This window comes from Streptomyces antimicrobicus (genome assembly GCF_020532625.1).
In the GTDB taxonomy this organism is placed as follows: Bacteria; Actinomycetota; Actinomycetes; order Streptomycetales; family Streptomycetaceae; genus Streptomyces; species Streptomyces antimicrobicus.
This window is the reverse complement of the sequence record NZ_JAJAUY010000167.1, coordinates 1-12,435: the sequence shown is the minus strand read 5'-3', so window position 1 is coordinate 12,435 and position 12,435 is coordinate 1. Positions and strand designations below refer to the sequence as shown.

Here is a 12,435-nt window from a genome sequence, read left to right as displayed (position 1 = left end):
GGGCACCCGGCCCCGTGGCCGCCGGGCCCCGCCGGGGGCCGGGCGGCTAGGCTGCGATCATGCTCGTTGCCGCCGCCGTGTGCCCCGCTCCGCCGCTGCTCGTGCCGCAGGTCGCGGCCGGGGCCGCGGAAGAACTCGCCGCCGCCCGGACCGCCTGCTCCGACGCGCTCGCCGTGCTCGCCGCCTCCCGGCCCGATCTGCTGGTCGTCATCGGTTCCTCGCCCGAGGGCGGTGCCTACGACCAGGGGACCCGGGGCTCCTTCGCCGGGTTCGGCGTCGATCTGACCGTACGGCTCGGCCCGGAGCCGGAAGAACGCTCCGGCCACGCCACCGGCACGGAACTGCCCCCTTCGCTGGCCGTCGGCGCCTGGCTGCTGGAGCAGGCCCGCTGGGCCGCCGCCCCGATCGCCGGGGTCGCCGTGGCCGAGGGGCTGGAGCCCGACGCGTGCGCGCTGCTCGGGGCGGACCTGGCCGCGTCCGGCGCCCGGGTGGCCATGCTGGTCCTGGGCGAGGGCAGTGCCTGCCGCACCCTGAAGGCCCCCGGCTACCTCGACGCACGCGCCGAGGGCTTCGACGCCGGGATCGGCCGGGCCCTGGCCGCCGCCGACACCGAGGCCCTGGCCGCGCTGGACCCCGTCCTCGCCCGGGAGCTCCAGGCCGCCGGCCGGGCCCCCTGGCAGGTGCTCGCCGCGGCCGCCGCCGGACGCGGGCTGAGCGGCCGCCTGCTGTACGAGGACGCCCCCTACGGCGTCGGGTACTTCGTGGCCGCCTGGTCCTGACCGGGGCCGGCGCACGCCGAGGGGCGCGGAACCCGCAGGTTCCGCGCCCCTCGGCGTGAAAGGGGCCGCCGCGTCACGGCCCCGCCGGTCCCGGTCCCGCCGGACCCGCCGGCGGTGTCGGCCCGCCGGGGGAGTCCTTGTGCGCGAGCTTGCCCAGGGCGCCCTTGGCCTTGTCCGCTCCCGTCGCGATCCGGTCGTGGTACTTGCCCTTGGTCCGCTGGTCCACGGCCTTGGCGACCTTGTCCAGGCCCTCTCCGATCCTGCCCTGGTGCTGCTGGGCGAGGTCTCCGACCTTGTCCTTCGCGGGCGCGAGCTTGTCCTTCAGCTGGTCCAGAAAGCCCATGGGTCACCTTCCCCTTGGCACGTAGCTACCTACGGGCGCCCTCGCCGGCCTCGCTGTCCGCCGCGGCCCCGGCGGACTGCTGCTTGGGGATGTCCACGCCTCCCGGCGCGGTCTCCTCGTCCGCAGCGGCCGCCGCCGCGTCCTGCGTCGCGGCGGCGGCCCCGTCCTCGGCCTCGGCGGCCGCCTCCGTCCCGTCCTCGGCCGAGACCGCCGCGGCTGCGGCTTCCTCGGTCGACGCCTCGGACTTACGGCGGCGGAACCGGCTGAAAACGCCCATGTCTACTCCTCCAACGGTACTCGTGCGAGTGAAGTTCCGCCCCGGACGGACCGGCCCGAACCGGCTGCCCGTCCGGCCGCAACCCCGCCAGGGCAACGACACCGCCCCCACTCCGTCACGTAGCCCGATCGGGTTCACCTCCGGCGGTTTGCGAGACTGGGTCGGTGAGAAGTGCAGCCCCCGCCCCGCGCGTCATCGCCGTCGTCGGTCCCACCGCGGCCGGAAAGTCCGATCTGGGCGTCGCCCTGGCCCGCCGTTTCGACGGCGAGGTCGTCAACGCCGACTCCATGCAGCTCTACCGGGGGATGGACATCGGCACCGCGAAGCTGACGACCGAGGAACGCGGCGGAGTGCCGCACCACCTCCTCGACATCTGGGACGTCACCGTCACCGCCAGCGTCGCCGAGTACCAGCGCCTCGCCCGCGCCGAGATCGACCGGCTGCTCGCCGAGGGCCGCACCCCCGTCGTGGTCGGCGGCTCCGGGCTGTACGTCCGCGGCGCCCTGGACGCCATGGAGTTCCCCGGCACGGACCCCGCCGTCCGGGCCCGGCTGGAGGCGGAGGCCGCCGAGCGCGGCCCCGGCGCCCTGCACGCCCGCCTGGCCGCCCTCGACCCGGCCGCGGCCGCCGCGATCCTGCCGAGCAACGGCCGCCGCATCGTGCGCGCGCTGGAGGTCATCGAGATCACCGGCAAGCCCTTCACCGCGAACCTCCCGGGGCACGAGTCCGTCTACGACGTGATCCAGATCGGCGTCGACGTCGCCCGCCCCGAGCTGGACGAGCGGATCGCGCTGCGCGTCGACCGGATGTGGGAGGCGGGCCTGGTGGACGAGGTCCGCGCACTGGAGGCCCAGGGCCTGCGCGAGGGCGTCACCGCCTCCCGGGCGCTGGGTTACCAGCAGGTCCTCGCCGCGCTCGCCGGGCAGTGCACCGAGGACGAGGCCCGCGCCGAGACCGTCCGGGCCACCAAGCGGTTCGCCCGCCGCCAGGACTCCTGGTTCCGGCGCGACCCGCGGGTGCACTGGCTCAGCGGAGCGGCCGCCGACCGGGGGGAACTCCCCCGGCTCGCGCAGTCGTTGGTCGAACGAGCGGTCACAGCCTGATCACGTGATGGCATCGGGACGCCCCGAGCGGCAGATCGGGGTCCTGGGGCGTGCCATCATCAAACTCCACCGGTTCCACCACCGGCGGTGAACTGCCGTATACGAAGTCCGAGTGGGGAGGGCGCGTGGCGATGGAGGCCGGCCCTCGCGACACCGGGCGGGGCGACGACACCCGGCGGGACGCCGACCCGCTGCTGCAGGACGGGCTCGGGCTGCCCGCCGACCCGGCCCGGCTGACCCCGGACGGTCCCGACGCGCTCGGCACCGGCGAGGACGGCCCCGTCGACGTCTCCGGCCCCGAGGTCGAGGTCGAGCTGCGCCCGCAGCGCCGGCTGCGGATCTGGCAGATCGCCCCGATCGTGATGCTGGCCGCCGCCGGCTCGCTGATGTTCGCCTTCCCGCTCGCCTTCGAGTTCGGTGACGGCGGCGCCGTCGTGGCCATGCTGGGCCTGCTGATCAGCTCCTGCGCCGGCGGCTGGGGCATGATGGCCGCCCGCCGGGTCGGCTACACCTGGCCCGGCCTGCCCCCGCGCGGCTCCGGCCGCCGCCCCGACTGGCGCATCGTCGCCCTCTACGCCCTGGTCACCCTCGCCGCCGTGGCCCTCGCGGTCTGGCGCGTGGCCCGGCTGCGGCCGTAGGGGCGCAGCACGCGGGCCGCAGGGGCGCGGAAGCCGTACCGGCGCGCGGGCCGCGCGCCCGCCGCGCCGGGCGTCCCACCAGGCGGATCCCTCCGCCCGCCGTCCCGCGCCCCGGCTACGATGGGCCCGTGACCAGCGCACTCGCCTTCCTCAAGGGCCACGGGACCGAGAACGACTTCGTCATCCTCCCGGACCCCGACAACACCCTCGACCTGCCCCCGCACGCCGTCGCCCGGCTGTGCGACCGCCGGGCCGGGCTCGGTGCGGACGGTGTGCTGCACGTCGTACGGTCCGCCACCCACCCCGAGGCGCGCCCCATGGCCGACGAGGCCGAGTGGTTCATGGACTACCGCAACAGCGACGGCTCCGTCGCCGAGATGTGCGGCAACGGCGTCCGCGTCTTCGCCCGCTACCTGCAGTACGCCGGCCACGTCGAGGCCGGCGACCTCGCCGTCGCCACCCGCGGCGGCGTCAAGCGGGTCCACCTCGACAAGAGCGGCGACGTCACCGTCTCCATGGGCCGCGCCGCCCTCCCCGAGGAGCAGGCCACCGTCACCGTCGGCGACCGCAGCTGGCCCGCCCGCAACGTCAACATGGGCAACCCGCACGCCGTCGCGTTCGTCGACAGCCTCGACCACGCCGGCGACCTGCTCGCGCCGCCGCCCTTCAGCCCCGCCGAGGTCTACCCCGACGGGGTGAACGTCGAGTTCGTCGTCGACCGCGGCCCCCGCCACGTCGCCATGCGCGTCCACGAGCGCGGCTCCGGCGAGACCCGCTCCTGCGGCACCGGCGCCTGCGCGGTCGCCGTCGCCGCCATCCGGCGCGACGGCGCCGACCCGGCCGTCACGGGCGAGCCCGCCACGTACACCGTCGACCTCCCCGGCGGCACGCTCACGATCACCGAGCACCCCGACGGCGCGATCGACATGACCGGCCCGGCCGTGATCGTCGCCTCCGGAGAGTTCGACCCGGCCTGGCTCACCGAAACGGCTTTCGGCTGAAGATTCCCTCTCATGGGTGATCCGTTTCACGCTCAGCGAGAGCCGGACTGCGCCACGTGGTGGGGTCGGTAGCATCAGACACCGGCCCTGAGGGCTCACCCCTGCCCGCCGACGCCGGTCGAAGCCGCCGGAGGTGCCCATGAGTGCAGAGGCCACGAACCCCGACTCACCGCCCGAGCTCCGCAGACGCGGCCGGGCCCGCCTCGACCTGCGCCGGCTGGGCCGCGCGGCGCTGCTCGGTCCGACCGCCCGCGACCGCCTGCCGGACGCCATCGGGCACGTCGCCGAGGCGCACCGCGCCCACCACCCCGACGCCGACCTGTCGGTGCTGCGCCGCGCCTACGTGCTCGCCGAGTCCTCGCACCGCGGCCAGACGCGCAAGAGCGGCGAGCCGTACATCACCCACCCGCTCGCGGTGACCCTGATCCTCGCCGAACTCGGTGCGGAGACCACCACCCTGACGGCCTCTCTGCTCCACGACACCGTCGAGGACACCGACGTGACCCTCGATCAGGTCCGCGCCGGGTTCGGCGACGAGGTCGCCTTCATCGTCGACGGCGTCACCAAGCTGGAGAAGGTCGACTACGGGGCCGCCGCCGAGCCCGAGACCTTCCGCAAGATGCTCGTCGCCACCGGCAACGACGTCCGCGTGATGTCCATCAAGCTCGCCGACCGGCTCCACAACATGCGCACCCTGGGCGTGATGCGCCCCGACAAACAGGTCCGCATCGCCACCGTCACCCGCGACGTGCTGATCCCGCTGGCCGAACGGCTCGGCGTCCAGGCCCTCAAGACCGAGCTGGAGGACCTGGTCTTCGCGATCCTGCACCCCGAGGAGTACGAGCACACCCGCGCCCTGATCGCCGCCCACGCCGCCGAGGGCGACCCGCTGCCCGCCATCGCCGACTCCGTACGGGCCGTGCTGCGCGACGCCGGCATCCAGGCCGAGGTGCTGATCCGGCCGCGGCACTTCGTCTCCGTCCACCGCGTCGCCCGCAAGCGCGGGGAGCTGCGCGGCTCCGACTTCGGCCGGCTGCTCGTGCTGGTCGCGGAGAACGCCGACTGCTACGCGGCCCTGGGCGAGCTCCACACCTGCTTCACCCCGGTGGTCTCGGAGTTCAAGGACTTCGTCGCCGCCCCCAAGTTCAACCTCTACCAGTCCCTGCACACCGCCGTGGCCACCCCCGAGGGCGTCATCGCCGAGGTCATCGTCCGCACCCGGCAGATGCACCGGGTCGCCGAGGCCGGCGTGGTCGCCCTCGGCAACCCCTACACCAGCGCCCCCGCCGCCCCCGGCGACCCCGACGAGGAGCGCGTGGACCCCACCCGGCCCGGCTGGCTGCGGCGGCTGCTGGAGTGGCAGCAGTCCGCGCCCGACCCCGACACCTTCTGGAGCTCGCTGCGCGAGGACCTCGCCCAGGACCGCGAGATCACCGTCTTCCTCGCCGACGGCGCCGCCCCCGGCACCATCAGCCTGCCGGCGGGCGCCACCTGTATCGACGCGGCCTACGCCCAGCACGGCGAGGCCGCCCACGGCTGCATCGGCGCCCGCGTCAACGGCCGGCTCACCTCCCTGGCCAGCACCCTGGCCGACGGGGACACCGTTCAGCTGCTGCTCGGCAGCGACCCCGCCGCCGGGCCGGCCGCCGACTGGCTGGAGCACGCCCGTACCCCGGCCGCCCGGATCGCGATCAGCGGCTGGCTGCGGGCACACCCCGGCAGCACCCGCCCGGCCCAGGCCGCGCCGCGGGCCCCGCTGACCGTGGTCAACCTGCGCCCCGGCAGCGGCAACGCCGTCGCCGACCTGCCCGACGCGCCCGTCCGGCTCGCGGGCTGCTGCACGCCCGTGCCGCCGGACGCGGTCGCCGGCTTCGTCGTCCGCGGCGGTGCGGTCACCGTGCACCGGGTGGAGTGCGCGGTGGCCGGGCAGATGCGCTCCCTCGGCCGGTCGCCGGTCGCGGTGCACTGGCGGGGGGCCGCCGACTTCCGCGTCACGCTGGTCGCCGAATCGTTCGGCCGCCCCCACCTGCTGGCCGACCTCACCGAGGCCATCGCCCGGATGCACGTCGAGGTCATCTCGGCCACCGTCGACCCGCCCGTCGAGGGCCGGGTCCGGCACACCTACACCTTGCACCTGCGCGACGCGGCCACCCTGCCGGCCCTGATGCGGGCCATGCGCGACGTCCCCGGCGTCTACGACGTCGGCCGGGCCTGACCGGGGTCTCCTTCGGGTGGTCCCGCCGCGCGTCGTACCCGGGCGTGGCGGGCCCCCTGGTATGCGGTGGGGGATGCGCCTCACCTCCGCCCGGCTGCGCGCCGGGCTGCTCGCCGCCGCCTCCCTGACCCTCGTCGCCGCCGTGCTGCCGCCGCCCCCGCAGGCGCTGGGCATCGGCGACCGGCTCTTCCCGGACCTCGGCAACCCCGGGTACGACGTCCTCGCGTACGACCTGTCCTTCACGTACCGCAGCAACAAGGAACCGCTCGACGCCGTCACGGTGATCAGTGCCAGGACCGTCGCGCCGCTGGAGCGGATCAACCTCGACTTCACCCACGGCACCGTCTCCTCCGCCGAGGTCAACGGCCGGCCGGCGACCTTCCAGAGCGTCGGCGAGGACCTCGTCCTCACCCCCCGCACCGCCCTGCCCGAAGGGGTGCCGCTGCACATCACCGTCCGCCACACCAGCGACCCCCGCGGCCGTGCCGACGGCGGCTGGGTGACCACCGGCGACGGCCTGGCCATGGCCAACCAGGCGGACGCCGCGCACCGGGTCTTCCCGTGCAACGACCACCCGGCGGACAAGGCGTACTACACCTTCCGGATCACCGTCCCCGAGGGCCTGACCGCCGTCGCCAACGGACTGCCGGACCTGCCCGTCCACCGGGCCGTCGGCGCCCGGGCCGCCGGGACCACGTGGACGTACCGCACCCACCACCCCATGGCCACCGAGCTCGCCCAGGTCTCCGTCGGCGACTCCGCCGTCGTGCGGCGCACCGGGCCGCACGGCCTGCCGCTGCGCGACGTGGTCCCGGCCGCCGACCGCACCCGGCTGGAGAAGTGGCTGGCCAAGACCCCCGGCCAGGTGGAATGGATGGAGCAGCGGGTCGGCCGCTACCCCTTCGAGACGTACGGCGTGCTGATCGCCCGCGCCTCCACCGGCTTCGAGCTGGAGACCCAGACCCTGTCGCTGTTCGAGCGGAGCATCTTCACCGACACCGGCTACCCCGAGTGGTACGTGGAGTCGATCATGGTCCATGAGCTCGCCCACCAGTGGTTCGGTGACAGCGTCACCCCCCGGACCTGGTCCGACCTGTGGCTCAACGAGGGGCACGCCACCTGGTACGAGGCCCTGTACGCCGACGGCCTCGGCAAGTACTCCCTGGAGCGGCGGATGCGCGAGGCGTACCAGCGCTCCGACCAGTGGCGGGCGGCCGGCGGCCCGCCGGCCGCCCCCAGGCCCGCCGCGCCCGGCGAGAAGATCGGACTGTTCCGACCGGTCGTCTACGACGGCGCCGCCCTGGTCCTGTACGCCCTGCGGCAGAAGATCGGCACGGCCGCCTTCGACCGGGTCCAGCGCCGCTGGGTCGCCGAGTACGCCGACTCCGTGGCCGGCACGGACGACTTCGTCCGCCTGGCCTCGCAGGAGGCCGGCACGGACCTCACGGCCTTCCTGCAGCCCTGGCTCTACGGGAAGACCACCCCGCCGATGCCGGGGCATCCGGACTGGAGCACCCCGAAAAGGGTGTGACCCCGGTGGAACGGGCATGTCACCATCGAGAGGTCGACGGGCCGCCCGCGGGAATCCCCGACCGGTGTGACACGTTGTACCCGTACACCACTCGTATACCGACGTAAGGATCCAATGACCTCCTCTTCTTCCTCTTCACAGGACGCGCAGAGCTACACCGAGAGCCTTCGGGCCGACGCCCTGATGGAGGAGGACGTCGCCTGGAGCTACGAGATCGACGGGGACCGGGACGGCGACCAGTTCGACCGCTCCGAGCGAGCGGCCCTCCGCAGGGTCGCCGGCCTGTCCACGGAGCTCGAGGACGTCACCGAGGTCGAGTACCGGCAGCTGCGCCTGGAGCGCGTCGTACTCGTCGGCGTCTGGACCTCGGGCACGGTGCAGGACGCGGAGAACTCCCTCGCGGAGCTCGCCGCGCTCGCCGAGACGGCCGGCGCCCTCGTCCTCGACGGTGTCATCCAGCGCCGTGACAAGCCGGACCCGGCCACCTTCATCGGGTCGGGCAAGGCCCGCGAGCTCGCCGACATCGTCGTCGAGACCGGTGCCGACACCGTCGTCTGCGACGGCGAGCTCAGCCCCGGCCAGCTCATCGCGCTCGAAGACGTCGTCAAGGTCAAGGTGATCGACCGGACCGCCCTGATCCTCGACATCTTCGCCCAGCACGCCAAGTCCCGCGAGGGCAAGGCGCAGGTCTCGCTCGCGCAGATGCAGTACATGCTGCCGCGGCTGCGGGGCTGGGGTCAGTCCCTGTCCCGCCAGATGGGCGGCGGCAAGGGCGGCGGCCTCGCCACCCGCGGTCCCGGTGAGACCAAGATCGAGACCGACCGGCGTCGGATCCGCGAGAAGATGGCCAAGATGCGCCGGGAGATCGCGGAGATGAAGACCGGCCGCGACCTCAAGCGGCAGGAACGCCGCCGCAACAAGGTCCCCTCGGTCGCCATCGCCGGCTACACCAACGCCGGCAAGTCCTCGCTGCTCAACCGGCTCACCGGCGCGGGCGTGCTGGTGGAGAACGCCCTGTTCGCCACCCTCGACCCGACCGTGCGCCGGGCCGAGACGCCCACCGGCCGCGTCTACACGCTGGCCGACACCGTCGGATTCGTCCGGCACCTGCCCCACCACCTGGTCGAGGCGTTCCGCTCCACCATGGAGGAGGTCGGCGACTCCGACCTCATCCTGCACGTGGTGGACGGCGCGCACCCGGCGCCGGAGGAGCAGCTCGCCGCCGTCCGCGAGGTCATCCGCGACGTCGGGGCGGTCGACGTCCGCGAGATCGTGGTGATCAACAAGGCGGACGCGGCCGACCCGCTGGTCCTCCAGCGGCTGCTGCGGATCGAGAAGCACTCCATCGCCGTCTCGGCCCGCACCGGCCAGGGCATGGCCGAGCTGCTCGCGCTCATCGACGCCGAGCTGCCGCGGCCGGAGGTCGAGGTGGAGGCCCTGGTGCCGTACACCCGCGGCTCCCTGGTCGCCCGCGCCCACGCCGAGGGCGAGGTGATCTCCGAGGAGCACACCCCGGAGGGCACCCTGCTCAAGGCCAGGGTCCACCAGGAGCTCGCGGCCGACCTGGCGCCGTACGTGCCCGCCCGGCACTGAGCCGCGCGCGAACGCCGGAGGGCCCCCCGCACCACGTGCGGGGGGCCCTCCGGCGTCGTCCTACTTGAACTTGCGGCTGACCGCCTCGAAGACCGCCTTGGCCTCCGGGCCCAGCCGCGGACCGGCCAGCCAGCCCGCCTTCGCCGGGCCGATGGAGGTGTTCGACACCAGCGCCGGCTTGCCGTCGGCACCCGCCGCGACCCAGCCGCCGCCCGAGGAACCACCGGTCATCGTGCAACCGATGCGGTACATCACCGGGTCGTTCGCGTTCAGCGACAGCCGGCCCGGCTTGTCGGTGCACTGGTAGGCGCGCTGCCCGTCGAACGGCGCCGCCGCCGGGTAGCCGGTGGCCGTGATGCTCGCGACCTTCTGCACGGCCGGCGCCGCGAACTCCACCGGGAGCGCCGAACCGACGGTCTCCTCCAGCGACTTCGCCGAGCCCTTCTCGGGCGTCACGTGCAGCACCGCGAAGTCGTACGGGGCCCCCTGGCCACCGGTCGGACCGCCCTGGGCGATCCACTGGTCCGACGTCTGCGCCCAGTCGCTCCACCACACCCCGTACGGGGCGACCTCGTCGCGCTTGGCACCCTTGAGCTGCGCCTGGGACTTGCCCGCGTTGTTGTACGACGGCACGAAGGCGATGTTGCGGTACCAGCCGCCCGCCTTGCCCGCGTGCACGCAGTGGCCGGCCGTCCAGACCATGTTCGACTTCCCCGGGTGCGCCGGGTCCTTGACCACGGTCGCCGAGCAGACCATCGAGCCCTCGGGGCCGTCGAAGAAGACCTTGCCGGCCTCCGGGGCGTTCTGGTGGTACGGCGTCCCCACGGCCTTGGCGGTCACCGGCGCCGGGGCCGGGTCCGTCACGCCCTGGTCCTTGCCGAGGTCCGGGTCGGTCACCGGCTTGTCCGGGCGCTGGGCGTCACGCATCCGGTCCGGGTCCCACAGGTCCTCGATGATCGGGTTGATGAAGTCGTTGGCCTCGCGGAGCCAGTCCTCCTTCTTCCAGTTCTTCCAGGCACCGCCCTTCCACTTGTCCAGGTCGAGGCCGCGTTCCTTGAGCTTGTCCTTCAGGTGCTCCGGGATCTTGATCCCGTCGGCCGGACCGCTGGCCGCCACGTCCGTCGGCTTGGCGTCGCCGCCGGCATCGTCGCCGCCGGGCCCGCAGGCCGCTGCGGTCAGCGCGAGCGCGGCCGCGCACAGTACTGCGGTGACCGGTCGGTTCGGTCGCATGTCGTCAATCCCCCTGGTGGGTCGAAGCGCGAAGTGCAGCACCCCACTATGCCGTCGCCGCCCAGGACGCCGAAGTCCGGGTCCGCGGTTGCAAGGATCTTCGCCGCACCCGTGATCGGCCGCCCCCACCGTCGTTGGTACGGACGGGGGACGGGCGCCAGCAGGGCGCGCCGGCGCCGTGCCGCGCCGGGCAACTCACGCGGGAGGACCGACAGTCGTGGCCGTGACGACCGGACAGGCCGCAGCCGCGGCCGCACTCGCCCCCTCGACCGCCGCCCTCCCCGGGCCCGGCGGCGAACGGGACGCCATCCTGCGCCGGCAGTCCCAACGCGAGTCCGCCGCCCGGACGTACGCGCGCTCCCTGCCGATCGTCCCGGTGCGCGCCCGCGGACTGACCATCGAGGGCGCCGACGGGCGCCGCTACCTCGACTGCCTCTCCGGCGCGGGCACCCTCGCCCTCGGGCACAACCATCCCGTCGTCCTCGAAGCCGTCCGGCGGGTCCTCGACTCGGAGGCGCCGCTGCAGGTCCTCGACCTCGCCACTCCCGTCAAGGACGCCTTCGTCACCGAGCTGTTCACCAACCTGCCCGCCGAACTCGCCGCGGACGCGCGGATCCAGTTCTGCGGACCGGCCGGCACCGACGCCGTCGAGGCCGCCCTGCGCCTGGTCCGCACCGCCACCGGCCGCACCGGACTGCTGGCCTTCACCGGCGCCTACCACGGCATGACCACCGGATCGCTGGACGCCTCCGGCGGCGCCGAGGGCGTCCGCGTGACCCGGCTGCCCTACCCGAGCGACCACCGCTGCCCGTTCGGCGTCGGTGGCGCCGAGGGCGCGGCGCTGTGCGCGCGGTGGACCGAGCACCTGCTCGACGACCCCAAGGGCGGCGTCCCCGCCCCCGCCGGGATGATCCTCGAACCCGTCCAGGGCGAGGGCGGGGTCGTGCCCGCCCCGGACGACTGGCTGCGCCGGATGCGCGAGATCACCGCGGCCCGGGGCATCCCGTTGATCGCCGACGAGGTCCAGACCGGCGTCGGACGCACCGGGGCGTTCTGGGGCGTCGACCACTCCGGCGTGGTCCCCGATGTGATGGTGCTGTCCAAGGCCATCGGCGGCAGCCTCCCCCTCGCCGTGGTCGTCTACCGCGGCGGACTCGACGTCTGGCGGCCCGGAGCGCATGCCGGAACGTTCCGCGGGAACCAGCTCGCCATGGCCGCCGGCACCGCCACCCTCGCCTACGTCCGGGAGAACCGGCTCGCCGAACGCGCGGCCGGGCTCGGCGCGCGCATGCTCGCCGCCCTGCACGGGATGACCGCCGGGCATCCGTACGTCGGGGACGTCCGGGGCCGCGGACTGATGATCGGCCTCGAACTCGTCGACCCCGAGGCCCCCGACCACGACGGCGGCCCCGCCCCCGCGGCCCCGCACCTGGCGGCCGCCGTCCGCCGGGCCTGCCTGGACCGGGGGTTGATCGTGGAGCTCGGCGGGCGGCACTCCAGCGTGGTCCGGCTGCTGCCGCCCCTGACCCTCACCGACGAACAGGCCGCCGCTGTCCTCGACCGGCTCGCCGACGCCCTCGACGCGGTCGCCCGTACCCGGCCGCACTGATCCGCATCCCCAAGGAACCCGCCGTGACCTCCAGCCCCGACCCCGCCGTGCCGTCCCCGTCCTCCGAGCCGTCGCCGCACCAGGCGCCCGAGCCGTCGCCGCACCAGGCGCCCGAG

At 74.4% G+C, this 12,435-nt stretch carries 11 protein-coding genes; 8 read left to right on the top strand and 3 right to left on the bottom strand.

The window, feature by feature from the left end; genetic code table 11:
* Positions 1-59: 59 nt before the first annotated feature.
* A complete protein-coding gene (locus LG632_RS27075; RefSeq protein WP_226730177.1) occupies positions 60-779 on the top strand; it encodes a class III extradiol ring-cleavage dioxygenase family protein in 720 nt (239 codons plus the stop codon).
* Positions 780-852: 73 nt separating this feature from the next.
* Here the strand turns inward: LG632_RS27075 and LG632_RS27070 are convergent, their stop codons facing one another.
* Together LG632_RS27070 and LG632_RS27065 are read right to left on the bottom strand one after the other, a co-directional pair.
* Positions 853-1,122 (bottom strand): antitoxin, encoded by a 270-nt coding sequence (locus LG632_RS27070; RefSeq protein ID WP_226730176.1) that lies wholly within the window; start codon positions 1,120-1,122, stop codon positions 853-855.
* 25 nt (positions 1,123-1,147) lie between these two features.
* A complete protein-coding gene (locus LG632_RS27065) occupies positions 1,148-1,399 on the bottom strand; it encodes a gliding motility protein (protein WP_226730175.1) in 252 nt (83 codons plus the stop codon).
* Between the two features lie 164 nt (positions 1,400-1,563).
* Between LG632_RS27065 and miaA the strand changes: the two genes are divergently transcribed.
* The 6 genes from miaA to hflX all read left to right on the top strand — a co-directional run bounded on the left by miaA (position 1,564) and on the right by hflX (position 9,480).
* A complete protein-coding gene (gene miaA, locus LG632_RS27060; protein ID WP_226730174.1) occupies positions 1,564-2,502 on the top strand; it encodes a tRNA (adenosine(37)-N6)-dimethylallyltransferase MiaA in 939 nt (312 codons plus the stop codon).
* A gap of 125 nt (positions 2,503-2,627) precedes the next feature.
* On the top strand, positions 2,628-3,140 hold the full coding sequence (locus tag LG632_RS27055; RefSeq protein ID WP_374203597.1) for a hypothetical protein: 513 nt from the start codon (positions 2,628-2,630) through the stop codon (positions 3,138-3,140).
* A gap of 128 nt (positions 3,141-3,268) precedes the next feature.
* Entirely contained in the window at positions 3,269-4,141 is an 873-nt protein-coding gene (gene dapF / locus LG632_RS27050) for a diaminopimelate epimerase (RefSeq protein WP_226730173.1), read from the top strand.
* Between the two features lie 139 nt (positions 4,142-4,280).
* A complete protein-coding gene (locus LG632_RS27045) occupies positions 4,281-6,356 on the top strand; it encodes a RelA/SpoT family protein (RefSeq protein WP_226730172.1) in 2,076 nt (691 codons plus the stop codon).
* Positions 6,357-6,429: 73 nt separating this feature from the next.
* Positions 6,430-7,887, top strand: a complete 1,458-nt coding sequence (locus tag LG632_RS27040; protein ID WP_226730171.1) for a M1 family metallopeptidase — start codon at positions 6,430-6,432, stop codon at positions 7,885-7,887.
* A gap of 114 nt (positions 7,888-8,001) precedes the next feature.
* Positions 8,002-9,480, top strand: coding sequence for a GTPase HflX (hflX, locus tag LG632_RS27035; protein ID WP_226730170.1), 1,479 nt, complete (start codon positions 8,002-8,004; stop codon positions 9,478-9,480).
* A gap of 60 nt (positions 9,481-9,540) precedes the next feature.
* Here the strand turns inward: hflX and LG632_RS27030 are convergent, their stop codons facing one another.
* Positions 9,541-10,710, bottom strand: a complete 1,170-nt coding sequence (locus LG632_RS27030; RefSeq protein ID WP_226730169.1) for a trypsin-like serine peptidase — start codon at positions 10,708-10,710, stop codon at positions 9,541-9,543.
* Between the two features lie 307 nt (positions 10,711-11,017).
* Here LG632_RS27030 and LG632_RS27025 point away from each other — a divergent pair, with 307 nt between their 5' ends.
* On the top strand, positions 11,018-12,319 hold the full coding sequence (locus LG632_RS27025) for a diaminobutyrate--2-oxoglutarate transaminase family protein (protein ID WP_226730178.1): 1,302 nt from the start codon (positions 11,018-11,020) through the stop codon (positions 12,317-12,319).
* Positions 12,320-12,435 lie beyond the last annotated feature (116 nt).